Raw genomic sequence first — 19,048 nt, 5'->3', positions numbered from 1 at the left:
CCAGCGAGAGGGCGCCTGACCGTTGTCGTTAGGAAATAGCATGTATCTATATATTTCCAAAATAAAATTATTATTTTCACAATGATTTTCTACGCTGAATTTATACCATTAGAGGCGTAGCATTGATTTATGTCATTTTTCTTAATGTCGCAGGGGGTATCTTTAAAATGTGCCTGATGCGTAGTGGTGATTTAAATCGCATTAGCCATCGGCCCGGTTTTTCTATTTGTGGATGCGTTTTTTTGACTGTGCGTGTTTTTACTTTAAAGCACCGTGAAATTTATTCCCTTATTCAGTCTGCCTTCCCCGTATACCTCGTCATACGTCAATTGCCGCCGTGCTGAACCTGAAGTATGAAGTATGAAGAATGTAGCTATCACTCGTGAGGCTCCCGCTAGCGCGCAAATATTGTTGCGCAAAAGCGTCCCTTTCGCGTTCTGAGCGTGATATAGCCCCGGTGAAAATAATAATAATACGGATTCGCTTTGCGCGATATTTTTGCCTCAACGAGTCTATCACCAGCATGACAGAGATTAATGGGTATGGAGTATGAAACCAGCAACAGATAATACAGTGCGGCTTTCCGCACTGGCCAATGACCGGATATTACCGCTCATCATCAGGCTGGCGTTGCCGACCATTATCGGCGTGAGCGTCAGCGCCTTATATCAAATTCTAAATGCGTTTTTTATTGGCTGCCTGGGAACACAAGCCATTGCGGCAATGGCGTTGACCTTTCCCTTTGCGATCGCCGTTTCCTGTATTGGGCTGTGTTTCGGCACCGGCGTGGCCTCTTTTATTTCCCGTTATCTGGGGGCAGGGGACAATCAACGGGCAGGCCAATATGCGCTCTCTTCGCTAGCGCTGGGCGCTGTCTGCGCCATCGTGTTATGCGTGTTCATTGAATACTTTTCGCTACAGATTTTTTCCTATATGGGGGCGGCGAATGAAACCCTGGCGTTATCACAGCGCTATTTGCGTTGGCTGTTGGTGGGCTATGTGCTGGTGGTGATCAATATGACCAGCGGTTTTATCGCGCGGGCCGAAGGGAATACCCGTTTTAGTATGTACACGCAGCTTGCGGCCTTTATTTGCAATGGGCTGTTGGATCCGGTGTTCATCTTTTACTATCGTTTTGGGATCGAAGGCGCCGGTATCGCCACGCTGATCGGCCAGTGTGTTTCTGTGGCCATGTATATGGCGTATTGGTCCTCCGGGCGCAGCCTTATTAATCTGAAGGCTGGGTTAACCTCGGCCAGGGAGCTATGCGGTATCGTCAGGGTGGGGTTCCCCAGCGCATTGAACGCGTTGCTGCAGGTGCTTTCTATCGCTTTTCTTAACCGTGTCGCCATGCACTATGGCGAAACGGTGGTGGCCGGCGTCGGTATTGCCTCCCGGCTGTTGATGGTGGCTGCACTGCCGTTAAACGGTTTGTGCATGGGGGCGCAGGCGATTGTCGGCTATAACCTCGGGGCCGGCAAGGTGCAGCGTGTCCACAGCGTGATCAAGACGTTATCGCTGTTTTCATGCGGCGCGGCGCTGCTATATACCCTTATTTGCTTTTTCTTTTCCCGGCCGATGGCGGCGTTTTTCTCTGCCGATCCACAGGTTATCGGCGTTGCCGCACTGGCCATCATCATTTTCCACCTGTCGATGCCGTTTATTGCTCTGCAACAGGTGTGTCTGATGTACTTTCAGTCGCTGGGCGTTGCCAAAACGGCGCTGTACATCTCACTGCTGCGCTACGTTGTGCTGACGGTGCCGTTGCTGTTGGTGCTGCCCTGGTATTGCGGCGTATTCGGTATCTATTACGCGGTGCCGCTGGCGGATGCCATCACCGGCTGCCTGTGCATTGCCATCCTGTGGCTACAGCTCATGCGGCTGAAGGCGCAGTTTGCCCCGTCTGAACGTTGTGCGGGCTAACAAAAGCGTTTTTACGCTAGGCAAACGTCGGCCAGGGATTTAGTGGTAGCGCGCCCAGCCGTTGGGTGCGCTCCTGGAGAAAAACATGCCTGAACTGTCTGCGTTGTTCGCGTTTGGCCTGGTGGCGTTGGGGATGGTGCTCACCTCTGGCCCCAATATGGTGTATCTGATTTCACGGTCGATCTGCCAGGGCCGCACGGCCGGGCTGATTTCGCTGGCGGCGTAGCGCTGGGCTTTGTTTTCTATATGCTTTGCGCGGCGTTCGGCATCACGGCGCTGGTGATGGCCGTTCCCTATGCCTACAATACGTTGCGCATTGGCGGCGCGCTGTACCTGCTTTATCTGGCCTGCAGATTGCCATTAGCGTGAGCGTTAACGCGCTGATCGCCGTGAGCGCAGGGGCTATCGCAGGATTTCTCGCCGGCCGGCCGCTGTGGATAGTGCTGCAGCGCTGGCTGATGGGCACGGTATTGGCGGCCCTTGCCGTGCGGATGCTCGCCGACGCTCGGCGTTAGCCTGCCGCCGCTATGCCAGTGCGGCGCTGAACCATTATGGCGTCGACGGCGGAAAAAGTTTCACCCATTTTGCACTGTTCGGGTGCATTTGATGCCTTGTGGTGCTCTGCACGGGCCGTAGCGCGTTCGGGCCGTTATTAATATTTGTTTGATTGTATTAATAAAATTAACGTTGCTAATGAATGGCATAGTTCATGCTTAAACTCTCTTGCTAAACAGGTTACCGATGTTTGATGAGAGAGCTATGAGAAATTCGCAGTATTACTTTACGGCCCCCGCTGCTGTAACGCCGCCAACCCCCTCGCGGGGCCGTTCCCGCCTCACACCGCGCACAACCTGCCGGAACGTACGCCAGGATATTCACTTCGCCGAACGACAGCCCTGATCCATAAGGAAATTCACACCACACTCACGCCGCCCGATGGGCATTAATAACCACTGAAACGATTCAATTGTTGGATCACCAAAAATGCATCGCCGTGCTGGCTGCACCAGCGTGGCGTTTAAAGATATTGATGGGATTGTACTTATGAAGAAAAACAGCAAAAGCCTTGCCTGGCGAATTCTGATCGCGCTGTGCCTCGGCATTCTTGTGGGCGCCATTATCCATAGCCATGCGGATTATAAAAGCTGGATGGTGGGTAACATTCTTAACCCCGCGGGCGGTATTTTCATTTCGCTGATCAAAATGATCGTCGTGCCGATCGTCATTTCGACCCTGGTGGTGGGGATTGCTGGCGTAGGCGATGCCAAAAAGCTTGGGCGCATCGGCGTGAAAACCATCCTGTATTTCGAACTGGTGACCACGGTAGCCATCCTGGTGGGCCTGGTCTTTGCTAACCTGTTTCACCCCGGCAGCGGGATTGATATGGCGACGCTGCACGCGGTGGATATTTCCAGCTATGAAAAGACCACGGAACAGGTGCAAAGCGGCAGCCACAGCCTGGTGAGCACCATTCTCTCGCTGATCCCCTCGAACGTGTTCGCCGCTATCGCCAAAGGGGATATGTTGCCGATTATCTTCTTTTCCGTGCTGTTTGGGCTGGGGCTTTCCTCACTGCCGGCCGAAACCAAAAAGCCGTTGCTCGACGTGTTCAAAGCCGTTTCGGAAACCATGTTCAAAGTCACCCATATGATCATGCTGTATGCGCCGATTGGGGTGTTTGCGCTGATAGCCACCACCGTCGCCAACTTTGGCTTTGCCTCGCTGCTGCCGCTGGTGAAATTGGTGCTGGTGGTGTATGGCGCGATCTTGTTCTTTGCCCTGGTGGTGATGGGCTTTATCGCCAGGCTCTGCAAACTGCGCATCCTCACACTGATACGCATCCTGAAAGATGAGCTGATTCTGGCGTTTTCCACCGCCAGTTCGGAAACCGTCCTGCCGCGCATCATTGAAAAAATGGAGCAGTACGGGGCGCCGAAAGCCATCACTAGCTTTGTTGTGCCCACCGGCTACTCCTTTAACCTGGACGGCTCGACGCTGTATCAGAGCATCGCCGCCATTTTTATCGCCCAGCTGTACGGCATCGATTTGTCCATTGGCCAGCAACTGGTGCTGGTTCTGACCTTAATGGTGACTTCGAAGGGGATTGCCGGCGTGCCGGGCGTCTCGTTCGTGGTGCTGCTGGCCACCCTGGGCAGCGTTGGGATCCCGCTGGAAGGGCTGGCGTTTATCGCCGGTATCGACCGCATCCTGGATATGGCCCGTACCGCGCTCAACGTGGTGGGCAACGCTTTGGCGGTGCTGGTCATCGCCAAATGGGAGCGCCAGTTCGACAGGCAGCGCGCGCGCATCTATGAGACGCACTATTTTGCCAACCGCAGCGTACCGCAGTTTGAAAATAAATAATTTCCCCGTCCGCACTCGCCGGTGCGGACCATTTTTTACTCAACAAGGTATTGTTCATCATGTCTGACGCTATCCGTATTGAAGAAGATCTGCTCGGCACCCGTGAAGTTCCCGCAGAGGCCTATTACGGCATTCATACCCTGCGTGCGATTGAAAACTTTTATATCAGCAACGGTAAAATCAGCGATGTTCCCGAATTTGTACGCGGCATGGTGATGGTGAAAAAAGCCGCCGCCCTGGCGAACAAAGAGTTGCAAGCCATCCCGTGCAGCATTGCCGATATCATCATCCGCGCCTGCGATGAAGTGCTGGATAACGGCAAGTGTATGGATCAGTTCCCGGTGGATGTGTTCCAGGGCGGGGCGGGCACTTCGCTCAATATGAACACCAATGAAGTGCTGGCGAATATCGGCCTGGAGCTGATGGGGCACCAGAAGGGGGAGTACCAATACCTGAACCCCAATGATCATATCAACCACAGCCAATCCACCAACGATGCGTACCCCACCGGTTTTCGCATTGCCGTCTACGCCTCGATCCTTAAGCTGATGGATGCCATTGACGAACTGCGTGAAGGTTTTGCACGCAAGGCGCAGGAATTCGCCACCATTCTGAAGATGGGGCGCACCCAGTTGCAGGATGCGGTGCCGATGACGCTGGGCCAGGAGTTCAAGGCTTTTGCCGTGCTGCTGAATGAAGAGGTGCGCAACCTGCAGCGCACCGCAGAACTGCTGCTGGAAGTGAACCTGGGGGCGACGGCGATCGGCACGGCGCTGAACACCCCGGAAGGCTACCAGCACCTGGCGGTGCAAAAGCTGGCGGAAGTCAGCAACCTGCCGGTGGTGCCGGCGGAAGACCTGATCGAGGCCACATCGGACTGCGGGGCCTACGTGATGGTGCACAGCGCGCTCAAGCGGCTGGCGGTGAAGCTGTCGAAAATCTGTAACGATCTGCGGCTGCTGTCTTCCGGCCCGCGCGCCGGGCTGAACGAAATCAACCTGCCGCAGCTGCAGGCGGGCTCGTCGATCATGCCGGCCAAGGTCAACCCGGTGGTGCCGGAAGTGGTGAACCAGGTGTGCTTTAAGGTGATCGGCAACGACAGTTGCGTGACCATGGCGGCCGAAGCCGGCCAGCTGCAGTTGAACGTGATGGAGCCGGTGATCGGCCAGGCGATGTTCGAATCCATTCATATCCTCACCAACGCCTGCTACAACCTGCTGGAAAAATGCGTCAACGGCATCACCGCCAACAAAGCGGTGTGCGAGCACTACGTGTTCAACTCCATCGGCATCGTCACCTATCTGAACCCGTTTATCGGCCACCACAACGGCGACATCGTGGGCAAGATCTGCGCCGAAACCGGCAAGAGCGTGCGCGAAGTGGTGCTAGAGCGCGGGCTGCTGACCGAAGCGGAGCTGGATGACATCTTCTCGGTCGATAACCTGATGCATCCGGCCTACAAAGCCAAGCGCTATACCGAAGAGTAACCCTCCCGGGCAGGCTGGGGCGCCGGCCTGCCGATTTCACTGTTTTGTGTGTTGCCTGCCACGGCGTTTCCTCCGCTTGATCCTCTTATTACCTGCATCGCGATAGCCCGATGGCGCATTGCTGCGTTGCAGTGCGTTTTTGCACCGCATTGGTGATTTTTTGCCCGCCAGTTAATCATGCCGTATGCTGCCCGTTTTTTTACTTTAACCTGTTAAAACAAGTGGTTATTTATATTTCACCGCATAAATGGTGTTGGCATGCCGATTGCTTCGTTGTATTTGCATTATTACTTTTTTCAATTTTAGTAATACTCACCAGGAGAACGGCCATGAACTTTGGAACTGCAAGAACGAAAGTGAAACGCTGTATCGCGAAGTTGATTGTTCCGGTTGCTGCTTTGCTATGGGCCGGCTCGGTTTATGCCGCCCAGCCGTTAAAGATTGGCTATAGCGATTGGCCCGGTTGGGTCGCCTGGCAGGTTGCTATTGATAAAGGATGGTTCAAACAGGCCGGCGTTGAGGTGGATTTCGAATGGTTTGACTACTCCGCCTCCATGGATGCATTTGCCGCAGGCAAGATCGATGCGGTGACCATGACCAACGGTGACGCGCTGGTGACCGGCGCCGGCGGTGGGAAAAGCGTGATGATTATGCTGACCGATTATTCGAACGGCAATGACATGATTATTGCCAAACCAGGCATCAAAAGCCTCAGTGAGTTGAAAGGCCAGAAAGTGTCGGTCGAGAAAGGGCTGGTAGAGCATCTATTGCTGCTTAACGGGCTGAAAAAAGCCGGTATGCAGGAATCTGACGTGGAACTGGTGAATGCCAAAACCAACGAAATGCCCCAGGTGCTTGCTTCCGGAGATATCGCCGCGATCGGCGCCTGGCAACCGATATCCGGCCAGGCGATGAAAGCGCTGCCCGGCGCGCGGCCAATCTACACATCGGCCGATGAGCCAGGCTTGATTTATGACGTCCTTGCCGTCAATCCCGCCAGTTTGTCCACCCGCAAAGCAGATTGGCAGAAGGTGGTCAAGGTATGGGACAAGGTCGTGGCCTATATCGATAACCCTGAAACCCAGCCGGATGCGGTGAAAATCATGGCAGCCAGGGTGGGGTTGGCGCCTGCGGCGTATTTGCCGTTGCTGAAGGGGACCAAACTGCTGCCGTTAAGCGAAGGGCGCAAAATTTTCGTTAAAGGAGAGGGGTTCTCTTCTTTATACGGTTCAACCGCCATCGCCGACCAATTCAACGTCGCCAATGGCCTGTATCCGAAGCCCCAGGATATCGACAGCTATATCGATCCCACCCTGACCAATGCGGCCCGTTAAGCCTCACCGTGACGGGGGATTGTGATTAACAGTTTTCTTGTGCGAGGCCGGAATGAATCAGGCGAAATGGTTTTCTGTACGGACAGAGCTGGCGCCGGGAAGGCGCACCCTGCTGGGGATTTGCTCGTTTCTGCTGCCGCTGCTGATGTGGGCGGCGATTAGCTACGTTCCGGGCCTATGGCACCCTAAAATGGCGATCACCGAACCGGGCGATGTGGATTATTTCCAGGTGGGCATGTTGGTTGATAAGGCGGTGTTCAACGCCGAAGCCGCCGACATGCAGGCCGCACATAAAGCGCCGCCGCAGGGGACGCCGGCTAATCCCATTTATCTTCCCGGCCCGCTGGAGGTTGCTGGCGCATTCTATCACGGCCTGATGACACCGCCCCCGCAACCGGATGCCCCCTGGCTTTATCAAAGCCTGTGGCACAGTATTCAGATTATTTTTTGGGGCTTCCTGATCTCTTCGCTGATCGGCGTGCCGCTTGGCATTCTCTGCGGAACATACAGCGCGATTTCCCGCCTCAGTGAGCCGTTTATTGAGTTCTTTCGTTACTTGCCCGCACCGGCCTTTGGCTCGTTGGCGGTGGCGGTGCTCGGTATTTATGACGCGCCGAAGATTGCCATTATCGTGATTGGCACGTTGTTCCAGCAAATACTGATTATCGCCAATACCACGCGCAAGCTGGACTTCACGCTGTTGGAGGCGGCAATGACCCTCGGCACGCGCCCATTCAAAATGCTTACCAAGGTGGTGATCCCCGGCGTTTTGCCCGATCTCTACCGCGATCAGCGCATCCTGCTCGGCTGGGCCTGGACTTACCTGATCGTCGCCGAATTGATTGGCACCAGCTCCGGCATTACCTGGTATATCACTCAGCAAGCGCGCTATCAGCATTTTGAGAATGTCTATGCGGCGATTATGACCATCGGCATTATCGGCCTGGTGTGCGATCAATTGCTGGCATGGCTTGGGCGCCGGCTTTTTCCCTGGGTTCGTTCGCAAACATCCTGACCGGGATACTTGAAGGAGAGCAACATGCAAAGCCCTATCGAACTGCCCAGCTATCTGGCGCAATCACCGGCCGTCCGCGAGCGCTTCGCGCGGATCCGTGAGCGGGAGGTGATCCTGGAAGTGAAGAACCTGGGGAAAGTGTACCCGGCACGCGCCAAGCCGGTGGAAGCACTGCGCAACATCAATTTTCAGATCCATCGCCGGGAGTTTGTCTGTGTTATCGGGCCTTCCGGCTGCGGCAAATCCACCCTGATCCGCATGCTGGCCGGGCTGGAAACCTATACCCACGGCCAGGCGCTGTTGGACGGCAAACCGGTTTCCGGCCCGGGGCGCGACCGTGGCATGGTGTTCCAAAGTTATACATTGTTCCCCTGGCTATCGGTGAAAAAGAACGTGATGTTTGGTTTGGAAATGAACGGCAGCGGGCGGGTGAAGGCCGAGCAGGAAGCGCTTATGTGGCTGGTTCTGGTTGGCCTGGCCCGGTTTAGCGAATCCTATCCACACCAGCTTTCCGGCGGCATGAAACAGCGTGTGGCGATTGCCCGGGCGCTGGCCAACCGCCCGCGAATTTTACTGATGGACGAGCCGTTTGGCGCGCTGGATGCCCAGACCCGGGCCAGAATGCAGGCGTATCTGCATGATATCTGGAAAAATATTGATATCACCATCCTGTTCATCACCCACGATCTGGATGAGGCGGTGTTCCTGGCGGACCGGATTCTGGTGCTTAAACCGCACCCGGGGGAGGTACAGGAATTTATCGAAGTACCGGTTCCCCATCCCCGCGCGTTGTCGCAACTGGGTTCCCCCGAGTTTCTGGCGACCCGTGCCCGCCTTGAAGCGCTGATCCATCCGCCAGAGCAAGAACAGATCACCATGCATCCGCAATTGCTCAATCGTACCGACGTCATCAACCACCAAGACTGAAGAAAAGGAAAACACTATGTTCTGGTCCCAACTCACCTGGTCTGAATTGCCGGAACGTCTGGCCGCCGTTAATCACGCCGCCATATTGCCGGTGGGCGCGACGGAGCAGCACGGCCCGCATTTGGGGTGCGGCGTTGATGCCGTATTGGCGGAACGCTTGTGCAGCGCGGTTGCCCGCGCCACCGGGGTGCCGATGTTGCCGACGCTGCCCTATGGGTGTTCCATCGGCCATAGCCGGCAATGGCCGGGCACGTTGGCGGTGCAGCCGATAACCATGATTGAACTGGTTAAGCAGATTGGCGATTGGGCGTATGCCAGTGGGGTGCGGCGCTTGTTTATCGTCAACGCCCATGTCACCAACGCGGCGCCGTTGCGCTGCGCATTGGAGATGCTGCGTGCCGAGTATGACGATCTGATGGTCGCGGTGGTGAACTCCGCCACCATCAGTGAGCGGGTGCGGGCGTTTCACTTTGCCGATGCGGATGATTGGCATGCCAACGATGCGGAAACCTCAATAATGCTGGCGGAGACGCCGGACATGGCGCGCCCGGGCCTGTTGGCCGCGGCGGACGATCCCGATCGCACCGTCGATCATGTCTTTGCGCACCCGGTCAACCACACCAGCGTCAATGGCGTCACCGGAACCCCAAGCCAGGCCAGTGCAGACAAAGGCAAGCGTTGGTTCCAGTGGATGGTCGAGGATCTCAGCCAACTGATTGCCCGCGGGCAGGCTGAAACGCCGCCGTTGGATAAGCCGTATCACTGTGCCGGATAAACCCGTTTTGCGTTTCCACCCACCTAGCGCCTACTTCTATAAGGACGGTATTATGTATTCCAGCGAAGAAATCACCCGTATCCAAAATGAACTGCTCGCCAAAGGCGTGCAGTATTGTATCGGCGCCTTTGTGGATATCCACGGCGTTCCCAAAGGCAAAGTAGTGCCGATTGGCCATTTGCCGCAGATGGTCAATGGCTCGGAACGTTACACCGGCTATGCGCTGGACGGGTTAGGCCAGGCGCCTAACGATGACGAGCTGACTTCCATCCCGGATCTAAGCCGGGTCATCCAGTTGCCCTGGCAGCCCAAAATTGCCTGGATGCCCGCCGATAACGCTTTTCAGGGGAAACCCTATCCGCTCAATACCCGGGTTGCGTTGAAAAATCAGCTGGCGGAAGCTGATAAAATGGGCTTTGGCATGAACCTGGGGATTGAATGTGAAATTTTCCTGCTAAAAAAGCTGGCGGATGGCTCGCTGGCCGTTCCTCACGCCGGGGATAAACTGACCAAGCCTTGCTACGATGTGCAGGGATTTGTCGATAATTTTTCGTGGCTGGACAACATGGCCCAACAGATTAACGCGCTGGGCTGGGATCTTTATTCCCTGGATCATGAAGATGCCAATGGCCAGTTTGAGTTCGATTTCAAATATGCGGATGCGTTGACCACCTGTGATCGCCTGGTCTTTTTCCGTTTTATGGCCAAACATTTTGCGCAGGCAGAAGGGCTGATCGCCACCATGATGCCGAAACCCTTTGCCGATAAGACCGGCAACGGCGCGCATTTCAATATGTCGCTTTATGATAGGGAAAGCGGGGCCAACCTGTTCCAGTGCGATGTCAAAGACGATCCGCGCGGCCTGGGGTTAACGCCGCTGGGCTACCAGTTCATCGGGGGGATCCTCAAGCATGGCCGTGCGCTTTGCGCCGTGTTGGCGCCGACCGTCAACAGCTACAAGCGCCTGGTACGGCGCGGGGCGATGAGCAATTTTACCTGGGCGCCGGTGTTTAATTCTTACGGTGCCAACAACCGTACCAACTCGGTGCGGGTGCCGTTCGGCGGCGGGCGCTGCGAATCACGCAACGCGGATGGGGCGGTCAATCCTTATCTGGCCGCTGCGCTGGTGCTGGCGGCGGGGTTGGAAGGCATCCGGGAAGGCATCGATCCCGGCGAGCCTAACGAAGATAACCTGTATGCGATCGGCGAAGAGGAGCGCCAGGCGCGGGGCATTCAGTTTTTGCCGCAGACGCTGCAGGATGCCGTCGCCGCCTTCGCCGCCGATCCGCTGGTTGAAAAAACGCTGGGCACAGCGCTGCGCGATGAATTTATTCGCTATAAAACTAATGAGTGGGAGGCGTATCATCTTTCCATCAGTAAATGGGAAATTGACCGTTATAGCGATATTTTTTAAGCCATTACCTTGGAGAGCCTATGAGTCGCCCAGACGAAAAGTCCACCTTATCGGTGAGTCGCATCAGCATTTCGATGGATCCTGACGTTCTCCAGGAACTGGATCAGATGGTCGAGAATCGTGGATATGAAAGCCGCTCCCAGGCGATCAGCGACATGATCAATCAGCAGTTGGTGGAACATAAGCGGCAACTGGGCAATGAGGTGATGGTGGGAACCATCACCCTGTTTTACGATCGTAATACCCGTGGTTTGCAAAGAAAACTGTCGGATATTCAATACAACAATATCGCCGAAGTGATCAGCTCGCTGCATGTGCACCTGACGGAAAATAAAATGATGGAGGTCATTCTGGTTCAGGGGCCGGCGAAAAAGCTGCAAGCCATTACCGACCAGTTCGCCATCCTGAAAGGGGTCATTATGGCGAAATTGCAACCGATGGCGGCCGTTACCGCGGTGATACCGCCGGTGCATAGCCGCAGCACCAGTTAACGTAGCGGGGGGAGCGCTTGGCGGGCGTATAGAGCACCGCTGGCGAAAAAGTGTGAGCTGATATTTCTTGACATAAAACTGTCACTTAAGGGTTCTATTTTCATGGCAGACCAATACAGCATTGCGTTGCTGATTAAAATAAGTGCCATTAAGGAACCCATCATGCGTATTTCCCCCCTCGTCGTGGCGATAACCTGCTCGTTATTGTCACCTCAGTTCGTTGCCGCTAAAACGGTGGATGCTGCGCCCGATCTTAGCCGGGTGACCGCCATTGTCGAAACGACCACCCCTGATAGCCGGCAGCCGGCGTTTATTACGTTGGATAACCAGGTGCGGGAAAGCCTGCTGCAGGCGTTGAAAGGCGATGCGCCGGTGCTGCAGCGCGATATGCTGGAGAAAGCGAAACAGAGCAAACTGCAGGCGGATACCGCCTGGTTGAAAGCCAGCGGCTATGATTTCGCCACCGAGAAAAACCAGCAGGCCGGCATTGCCATCCTGGAATCGTTCAACACCTTATCGGCAGACATTAAGGCCAAAAGCCTGGCGACGGTCACCCAGATCAACCTGGAAGCCCCGGCAGGGGAAAGGGCGCAGGCGCTGGTGGATGCTGAAGGTATCAACCACCTGTATTTCCTGGCCGAAGCCCTCGGCCCGCGTCTGGGCGCCGCCTTCATCGAAGCCTATAACAAAGGCGAACTGAACAAGGCCGCGGCGCTGATTAAAGCCAGCGAAGTCAGCACCAGCGCGGCTAAAAAACACTTCAATTACCCACGCCCGTTCCAGGTGCCGGGCAACACCATTCATCTGGTGCCGGATTCGGTGGTGATAAAAGACAATAAACCCTACAGCGCAGACGGCGGCGCTTTCCCCAGCGGCCATACCAATACCGGTTATACCGATGCGCTGCTGATGGCGGAAATGATCCCAGAGCGTTTTGTGCCGCTGGTCGATCGCGGTGCGCGCTATGGCTTTTCGCGCGTGGTGTTAGGGGTACACTACCCGTTGGACGTTATGGGTTCGCGGATGATCACCGAGCGCAACGTCGCCAACTACCTGAACGATCCTAAATACCGGGTGCTGTTTGACGAGGCCAAAACCCAACTGCGCGCGGCCTTGGCGAAAGCCTGCGGCATGAGCCTGAAGGAGTGCGCCCGCCCGCAAGGGGAGAGCGATCCTTACACCGCTCCGGCGATGACGCATTTTTACCGCTATACCATGACCTATGGCTTGCCGAAAGCCGTGCCTAACGCCGCCGGCACGGTAACGGTGCCGGCCGGGGCCGAAGTATTGCTGGAAGCGCCGCTGCCTGGCCTGAGCAGTGCAGAACGCCGCCGCCTGATGGCGCGCACGGCGCTGGCGGATGGTTATGCGCTGTCCGGCGGTGAGGGCGAGCAGAATTTCTGGCAGCGCCTGAACCTGCATGATGCGGTACTGAGTGCCCACCACGGTTAACATCACGCCGATAAAACATGCCAGCCAGGTTTCTGGCTGGCATGCGCCGCTCGCTAAGCGCGTTTTTTCTTACGCCGCCGGATGCTGAACCCGGACACCCCCAACGCCACCACGGCAACCCCCGCCCAGATTATCGCCCCAGCATAGCGCAACAACGCGTTGGGCTGGCCGCTCTGCAACGTTTCCTCCACCGTGCGTTGGCTAACGTGATGCATCGGCGAACCAAACGCTGTCGAGACATAGTCCACGACCTTGGTCAGTTCGGCGGTGGTGAACTGGTTGGCGAAGGCCGGCATAAAGGCATGCCCGGCTGGCGTTACGCGATTAACCCCCTCCGCGACGGTCATGATCAGGTTAGCCGGATCGGCCGAACCGACGGCGGATGAGCCGACCAGCGACGGATAGAAGTGCTGCGCGTCTTGCGTGCCGCGCCCGTCGTTGCCATGGCAGGCCGCGCAGGCGCCGTTATATATCTGTGCGCCGCTCATGTTAGCGGTGTCGATATAGCTACGAATATCGGCGGACATGCCGGTTTCAATCTGCCCCAGCGGCGCGGGCGCCGAGTGGGTGCCGCCCGAACGCGGCGTAGTTTCGCCGTTGTTGATTGGCGGCACGCCGCGCAGGTAGCGAGCGATGCTGAGCAGATCGCTGTCGTCCAGTTTGGAAAAAGAGGCGGAAACCGCTGTGCCCATCTCACCGGCCGCGATCGCTTTGCCGTGCAGGGCGCCGGTTTTCAGGTAGGTGACAATCTCATCCTGGCGCCAATTGCCGATACCAGCCGCCGGATCCGGGGTTATATTGGGCGCTGTCCAGCCATTCACCTTGCCGCCGGCCAGCAGTTTATCGCCGGATTCCGCCATCATCAGGTTGCGCGGCGTGTGGCAGGTGGAACAGTGCGCCAGGGTTTTGACCAGATATTCGCCGCGTTCACTGCTGCCCGGCGCGGCATCGGCGCCGGGCACCACCCCCTGATTCAGGAACAGCGCATTCCAAAAGAACATCGCCGGGCGCAGCGAGAAAGGAAAGCCGAGTTTGGTTTCCGGCGCGGGTTTATCCACCGGTTTCACGCCGAGCATCAGATAGGAATAGAGCGCCCTCAGATCGTCATCGCTCATCCCGGCAAAGGCGGTGTAGGGCATCGCCGGGTAAAGGTAATGATTCGGGGCGACTCCTTTGCGCATCACGCGGGTGAAGTCTTCCAGTGAATATTGCCCGATGCCGTATTTCAACGACGGGGTGATGTTCGAACCATAAATTGTGCCTAACGGCGATTGCAGTGCATAACCGCCGGAAAAGCCGTCGCCCTGCGCGGGGTTTTGATGGCAGGCGGCACAGTCCCCGGCGGTGGCCAGATAAGCGCCGCGCTGAACCAGTGCCGGATCTGCATCCGTGGTGGTGGCGTGGGCGGCGGCGCAGAGGCTTAACACCAGCGTGCCGGTAACGGTGCGCATTATGGGAAGTCTCATCGTTCACATCTCCCTGATAATGGTGTCGGCCATGCGCAACGCCAGCGCGATCCCGGTCAGCGTTGGGTTGACGGTGGCGGAAGTCGGCATCACGCCGGTAGTGGCAAGGAACAGGTTGGGGTGATCGTGGGTGCGGCAATCCGCGTCGACCACGGAATCCGCCGGATTGCTCCCCATGATGACGGTGCCCATGATGTGAAACTGGTTGCGCCAGCCGGTGGGCGCTTCAATGATGTCACCGCCGAAGGCCTGCAGGAAATTGGCGAAGTCTTTATAAGCCTGCGGGCGCATCCCGCGCACATAGCTGTCCAGATGGTAATTCACCTTGAGCATCGGCAGGCCGATGGCATCGCGGCGTGCATAGTTGGGTTGTACCCGGTTGTTGGGATCGGGCAGGGTTTCGCTCATAGTGCTGATGTTCATGATGCGCGAAGCGCGATCGCGGATGGCTTCGTCCAACGCCGGCCCCATGATGCCGGCTTTCAGCAGTGGCGGGGTTACGTCAACGTTCGGCACCAGGTTGCGCAGGCTGTAGCGGATGGCGGAATGCTGGGCGCGCGAAGCTTCGTCGCGGCGGTTGGCGATGGTGCCATGCTGCACCGAGCCGCGCCCGGTCCAGAGCGGTTCATCGGCCAGAAAGGTCATGCTCAGGCCGGTGTGGTCCATCAAATTACGGCCAACCTGATCGGAACTGTTGGCAACGTCGGACATCAACAGCAGTTTCGGCGTTTCCAGGCCATGCGCCGCCAGGATGAAGTAGCGGGCGGTCAGGCGGGTATCGCTGCCGTCTGGCTTGCGATAGTGCACGGCGACAATACGGTTATTCGGCCCTTTTTCCAACCGGTAGGCGACGGATTCGGTGCGCAGATCGACGCCGAGCGCCACGGCCTTATCCACGTGCATATCGCCTGAATACATGGCGCCGATCGGGCAAACCGGCTCACAGTTATTGTTGCCGGCGCAGGCCGGGCGGCCGTCGTAAGGGCGCGAAACGCGGGCGTGCGGCTCGTGGATCACCTGGTAGCCCAGCGGGCCGAGCTTGGCCTGCATGCGCTGCACCATGTAGGGTTTGGCTTCCGGCGGCAGCGGATACTCGGCTGAGCGCGGTGGGTAGGCACCACGCCCCTGGCCGCTTTGGTCTTCCTCGCCGGTGCCCACCACGCCGATTTCCCGTTCGGCTTTCAGGTACCAGGGCTCCAGATCGGCATAGGCGATGGGCCAGTCGCGGCCGACGCCATACACGCTTTTCAGTTTGAAGTCATTGGGCAGCAGCCGCCAGCAGGCCGAGGCCCAGTGGCGGGTGCTGCCGCCGGCGACTTTAAGGAAGCTGGTGACATATTGGAAATCGTCGTCGCCGGCGGCATCAACATAGCCTTCGGTATAGGAGTTGGGCGCCCAGGGCAGGTTGGGATAGGGGGCGCACCAGTTGCGTTTGCTCGCGCTGTTGCGGTAGTTTTCCACCACTTTCCAGCGTGAAATATAAGGCCCGGCTTCCAGCATAATCACTGATTTGCCGGCCTTGGCCAGTTGATAGGCGGCGTTGGCGCCCAGCGCGCCGGAGCCGATGATGATCACATCCGCATCAAAATCACTCATTGCCTGCTTCCTTACGCGTTTTTCTTGATCAATGCAGTGGCTTCTGCGAGGTTCTTCGCCCGGCCATCGACCAGCGCCAGCCAGACTTCATCGGGTTCGGGGATCGTGGGGGCCGCCTGGGGCGAGTTTTCCCCCCATTGCCGGATATTTGCCGGCATCGCCGGCACGTTCACCCCGTGCGGCGGCTCGGCCCAATAGTCGCCGCCGGCGCGGGCATAGCTTGGGCGGATGGTGTTGTCGGCGGTGGGTTCGTACATCAGCGCGGAAAGGAAAGTGACGAATTTGGCGTCATCCACGGCTTTGGTGGTGGAGGGGGTGCCGGTATAGCCCAGGTACCAGGGGCTGATGATCGCCAGCGCAGTGGCGACGTTTTCATCTGACAATGCGTTGATGACGGCCTCGCGGTTGGCCGTGCCGTCGGCGTTTAACGCCGTCGCCAGCGTGGTTAAGCGTTCGGGGAAGGTAGGGTCTTGCGCGGTAAGCAACTGTTTAATCCGCTCGGCAATGATTGGATCCAGGCCCTGCCGGCCGGTCAGGCGTTCGCTGACGGCCAAAATATCGCTTGCCGGTGCGTTCAACGTATTATTAGCCGCATGTAAGGGTAGCGACAGAATAACGGGGGTGGATGCCATTAGTTTTAGGAATTTTCGCCTGTCCACGTTTGTCTCCAGTGATGGGTTATTTTTAAAATTGAAAATCCACGCGTCATTTTTTATTTCCCGGTGTTCCTTGCGGCAGTGTGTTCTGCTGCGTTTTTACCCGCAGCTTGATTGAACAGGGAAAATAATATCGCCGCTGAGCCGTTGGCATTATTGGGGGCGTTTTTTTGTGCGCCGGCCTGCCGAAATAATTAAATGTTAACCGGGTTCGCGTGCGTGGTGGCCACGAAAACCCGCGCTAAATAAAGCAATAGGCCGCGCGGTATAAAAAACCGCCGGCTGGGTAAAACAACAGCGAGATAATTAATGCCTCTGTTAGGCAATGTTTACAGACCCAACGCAGCCGCTTCCGAAATAGCCACTTCATCCGGGTTGGCCGCGCCGCTCACGCCTACCGCACCCACCGCTGCGCCGTCCAGTTTAACCGGCGTGCCGCCGCCCAAGGGAACCATGCCGGGCAAGGTGGCGATGGCGGGCTCATTACCATTAGCGCGTTGCATATATTTTATGGTCGGGGTGCGATACAGCGCGGCCGCCCGGGCCTTCAGGATGGCGGAATCGACGCAGCCCAGCGGGGCGTTATCCATGCGCACAAAGGAGAGCAAGGTGCCGGATTGATCGACCACCGCGATGCAAACCGCGTCATGCAACGCCGCCGCTTTTTGCTCGCCGGCGCTGATAAGTTTCGCCGCATCGCTTTGCGCCAGAATCGTCTGGGTGGCCGCTTGGGATAAGAAAGGGGTAAAGAGACACAGCGCGCCCAATAAAGCGAAGCGGCCGGCACGGAAACCTGACGTCATGCTTTTCTTCCTGTTGTCATGCCCAACACCTTTGTGCAGCGGCAAAACTAACGCGCCTGCCGCTGAGAGTATGAAGGGGATATCGGTAATAAATTTCACGCTTTTAATAGCATTAACTTTTGGTAAAAACAAACGCCCCTCATCTGATTTGTTATCTGGAATAAGTAATAAATTACGACAAAATATGTATTTTGTTTTTATGGCGTAGCCCGTGGGTGAGTTATTTCCCTACGGGGATAATTCAGTGATTAAACTTATTCTTTGCGGTTATGGGTTGTATGGCTGTTATTTATCATTCCTCGTTATTACTGGCGATTATTTGTTCGCGCTACATGAGCACCTCATTTTTATTAAATGGCCAGCACTTTTCCGCGATCCGGACAATATTGCGCGCGGTTGGCGAAAGCTCGGTCCAGGAATGGAACAGCAAACCGAAGGTGCGCGGCATGGTCAGCTCCGGCAGAGGGATCTCTACCAGCGGAATGGCGGATTGCTTTTCCTGCAGAATGCGGCGCGAGACGAAACTCAGCAAGCGGGTTTGACTAATCAACCGGGGCAGCACGGCCAGCGAATTGGCCTCGATCTGTACGCGCGGCGGCGGGCAACCCAGGCTTTTCAAACGCTGCTCCAGCCATTGCCGGGTGGCAACCGTACGCGAAGGCAACAACCAACCGTACTGCGCCAGCGTTTGCAACTTGGGGCGCTGGCCCGCCAGCGGGTGATCGTGGCCTGCCACCACCACCACCGGCTCTTGTTGCAGCGGGCGCATGGTGAATTCATCCCCCTGTTCGTTTTCCGGCAAAAAACCAATGACTAAATCCAACTGATTTTCCCGCAGCATTCCCTGCAGGAGATCGTTCATCCCCACCTTGAGTTCCAACTGAACCGTGGGTGCCTGCGCCAGCAACTGGTTGGTCAGGCGCGGCAGCATAAATTCCGCCGCGGTGGCCGCGGCGCCGATGCGAACATAACCGGCGGTGCCCTCGGCCAGCGCGGCGATCTCGCGCTGCGTCGTCTTATTAAGCTGGACTATTTTTTGAGCCCGCTCACAAAGTAGCAAACCCGCCTCCGTCAGTTTGATGCCGCGGCCGGCCTTATAAAGCAGCCGCGCTGCGTAAATTTTCTCCAGCCGCTGGATGCATTTTGACAAGGCAGGCTGCGTGATCCCCAGGCTCAGCGCGGCTTTTCCCATATGGCCCGTTTCATAAATCGCCAGCAGATAGTGCAGGTCTTTGAGTTCCATCGATTCCTCTCGGGAATGAATTGATAAGTATCGGACAATATTTTTTATTAATTCGCAGTGCCAATATGAACAGAAAATTAACAACACAGCAACAAGTGGAGT

General features: G+C 56.7%; 15 protein-coding genes and 1 pseudogene. 11 read left to right on the top strand and 5 right to left on the bottom strand.

Going from position 1 to position 19,048, the window contains the following annotated elements:
• The first annotated feature begins 549 nt into the window (after positions 1 to 549).
• From AC559G_RS09085 to AC559G_RS09035, 11 genes and pseudogenes are all read left to right on the top strand, one after another.
• Positions 550 to 1,923, top strand: coding sequence for an MATE family efflux transporter (locus tag AC559G_RS09085; RefSeq protein ID WP_498912304.1), 1,374 nt, complete (start codon positions 550 to 552; stop codon positions 1,921 to 1,923).
• An 85-nt stretch (positions 1,924 to 2,008) separates the two neighbouring features.
• Positions 2,009 to 2,438: pseudogene (locus AC559G_RS09080) on the top strand (LysE family translocator).
• 529 nt (positions 2,439 to 2,967) lie between these two features.
• The gene (gene gltP / locus AC559G_RS09075) at positions 2,968 to 4,287 is read left to right on the top strand and encodes a proton/glutamate symporter (RefSeq protein WP_498912303.1); all 1,320 of its coding nucleotides are present in this window, start codon (positions 2,968 to 2,970) and stop codon (positions 4,285 to 4,287) included.
• Between the two features lie 59 nt (positions 4,288 to 4,346).
• Entirely contained in the window at positions 4,347 to 5,774 is a 1,428-nt protein-coding gene (aspA, locus tag AC559G_RS09070; RefSeq protein ID WP_498912302.1) for an aspartate ammonia-lyase, read from the top strand.
• Positions 5,775 to 6,103: 329 nt separating this feature from the next.
• Positions 6,104 to 7,108, top strand: coding sequence for an ABC transporter substrate-binding protein (locus tag AC559G_RS09065; protein ID WP_498912301.1), 1,005 nt, complete (start codon positions 6,104 to 6,106; stop codon positions 7,106 to 7,108).
• Between the two features lie 52 nt (positions 7,109 to 7,160).
• Positions 7,161 to 8,123: an ABC transporter permease gene (locus tag AC559G_RS09060; protein WP_498912300.1), complete on the top strand. Its 963-nt coding sequence runs from the start codon at positions 7,161 to 7,163 to the stop codon at positions 8,121 to 8,123.
• 24 nt (positions 8,124 to 8,147) lie between these two features.
• The gene (locus tag AC559G_RS09055; RefSeq protein WP_498912299.1) at positions 8,148 to 9,050 is read left to right on the top strand and encodes an ABC transporter ATP-binding protein; all 903 of its coding nucleotides are present in this window, start codon (positions 8,148 to 8,150) and stop codon (positions 9,048 to 9,050) included.
• 16 nt (positions 9,051 to 9,066) lie between these two features.
• Positions 9,067 to 9,825: a creatininase family protein gene (locus AC559G_RS09050; RefSeq protein ID WP_498912298.1), complete on the top strand. Its 759-nt coding sequence runs from the start codon at positions 9,067 to 9,069 to the stop codon at positions 9,823 to 9,825.
• A 52-nt stretch (positions 9,826 to 9,877) separates the two neighbouring features.
• Complete coding sequence (gene glnT / locus AC559G_RS09045; protein ID WP_498912297.1) at positions 9,878 to 11,239, top strand: glutamine synthetase; 1,362 nt, start codon at positions 9,878 to 9,880, stop codon at positions 11,237 to 11,239.
• Positions 11,240 to 11,259: 20 nt separating this feature from the next.
• Complete coding sequence (nikR, locus tag AC559G_RS09040; protein ID WP_498912296.1) at positions 11,260 to 11,730, top strand: CopG family ribbon-helix-helix protein; 471 nt, start codon at positions 11,260 to 11,262, stop codon at positions 11,728 to 11,730.
• 162 nt (positions 11,731 to 11,892) lie between these two features.
• Positions 11,893 to 13,182, top strand: coding sequence for an acid phosphatase (locus AC559G_RS09035; protein ID WP_498912295.1), 1,290 nt, complete (start codon positions 11,893 to 11,895; stop codon positions 13,180 to 13,182).
• Between the two features lie 53 nt (positions 13,183 to 13,235).
• Here AC559G_RS09035 and AC559G_RS09030 read toward each other — a convergent pair whose 3' ends face one another.
• From AC559G_RS09030 to AC559G_RS09010, 5 genes are all read right to left on the bottom strand, one after another.
• Complete coding sequence (locus tag AC559G_RS09030; RefSeq protein WP_498912294.1) at positions 13,236 to 14,648, bottom strand: c-type cytochrome; 1,413 nt, start codon at positions 14,646 to 14,648, stop codon at positions 13,236 to 13,238.
• A gap of 3 nt (positions 14,649 to 14,651) precedes the next feature.
• Complete coding sequence (locus tag AC559G_RS09025; protein WP_279026453.1) at positions 14,652 to 16,244, bottom strand: GMC family oxidoreductase; 1,593 nt, start codon at positions 16,242 to 16,244, stop codon at positions 14,652 to 14,654.
• An 11-nt stretch (positions 16,245 to 16,255) separates the two neighbouring features.
• Positions 16,256 to 16,903, bottom strand: a complete 648-nt coding sequence (locus tag AC559G_RS09020; RefSeq protein WP_498912293.1) for a sugar dehydrogenase complex small subunit — start codon at positions 16,901 to 16,903, stop codon at positions 16,256 to 16,258.
• 326 nt (positions 16,904 to 17,229) lie between these two features.
• Entirely contained in the window at positions 17,230 to 17,703 is a 474-nt protein-coding gene (locus AC559G_RS09015; protein ID WP_095848225.1) for a GlcG/HbpS family heme-binding protein, read from the bottom strand.
• Between the two features lie 328 nt (positions 17,704 to 18,031).
• Positions 18,032 to 18,946 (bottom strand): LysR family transcriptional regulator, encoded by a 915-nt coding sequence (locus tag AC559G_RS09010; protein WP_498912292.1) that lies wholly within the window; start codon positions 18,944 to 18,946, stop codon positions 18,032 to 18,034.
• Positions 18,947 to 19,048: the final 102 nt, after the last annotated feature.

The sequence above is a fragment of the Gibbsiella greigii genome, from assembly GCF_039540155.1.
Taxonomy (GTDB): Bacteria; Pseudomonadota; Gammaproteobacteria; order Enterobacterales; family Enterobacteriaceae; genus Gibbsiella; species Gibbsiella quercinecans.
This window is presented reverse-complemented; position numbering and strand designations above follow the sequence as displayed.

Excerpts from the sequence above, each read along its gene's own strand:
- AC559G_RS09030 (WP_498912294.1), bottom strand. The coding sequence starts at position 14,648 with ATGAGACTTCCCATAATGCGCACCGTTACCGGCACGCTGGTGTTAAGC.
- gltP (WP_498912303.1), top strand. The coding sequence starts at position 2,968 with ATGAAGAAAAACAGCAAAAGCCTTGCCTGGCGAATTCTGATCGCGCTG.
- AC559G_RS09055 (WP_498912299.1), top strand. The coding sequence starts at position 8,148 with ATGCAAAGCCCTATCGAACTGCCCAGCTATCTGGCGCAATCACCGGCC.
- aspA (WP_498912302.1), top strand. The coding sequence starts at position 4,347 with ATGTCTGACGCTATCCGTATTGAAGAAGATCTGCTCGGCACCCGTGAA.
- AC559G_RS09050 (WP_498912298.1), top strand. The coding sequence starts at position 9,067 with ATGTTCTGGTCCCAACTCACCTGGTCTGAATTGCCGGAACGTCTGGCC.
- AC559G_RS09025 (WP_279026453.1), bottom strand. The coding sequence starts at position 16,244 with ATGAGTGATTTTGATGCGGATGTGATCATCATCGGCTCCGGCGCGCTG.
- glnT (WP_498912297.1), top strand. The coding sequence starts at position 9,878 with ATGTATTCCAGCGAAGAAATCACCCGTATCCAAAATGAACTGCTCGCC.
- AC559G_RS09010 (WP_498912292.1), bottom strand. The coding sequence starts at position 18,946 with ATGGAACTCAAAGACCTGCACTATCTGCTGGCGATTTATGAAACGGGC.
- AC559G_RS09065 (WP_498912301.1), top strand. The coding sequence starts at position 6,104 with ATGAACTTTGGAACTGCAAGAACGAAAGTGAAACGCTGTATCGCGAAG.
- AC559G_RS09035 (WP_498912295.1), top strand. The coding sequence starts at position 11,893 with ATGCGTATTTCCCCCCTCGTCGTGGCGATAACCTGCTCGTTATTGTCA.
- nikR (WP_498912296.1), top strand. The coding sequence starts at position 11,260 with ATGAGTCGCCCAGACGAAAAGTCCACCTTATCGGTGAGTCGCATCAGC.
- AC559G_RS09015 (WP_095848225.1), bottom strand. The coding sequence starts at position 17,703 with ATGACGTCAGGTTTCCGTGCCGGCCGCTTCGCTTTATTGGGCGCGCTG.
- AC559G_RS09085 (WP_498912304.1), top strand. The coding sequence starts at position 550 with ATGAAACCAGCAACAGATAATACAGTGCGGCTTTCCGCACTGGCCAAT.
- AC559G_RS09060 (WP_498912300.1), top strand. The coding sequence starts at position 7,161 with ATGAATCAGGCGAAATGGTTTTCTGTACGGACAGAGCTGGCGCCGGGA.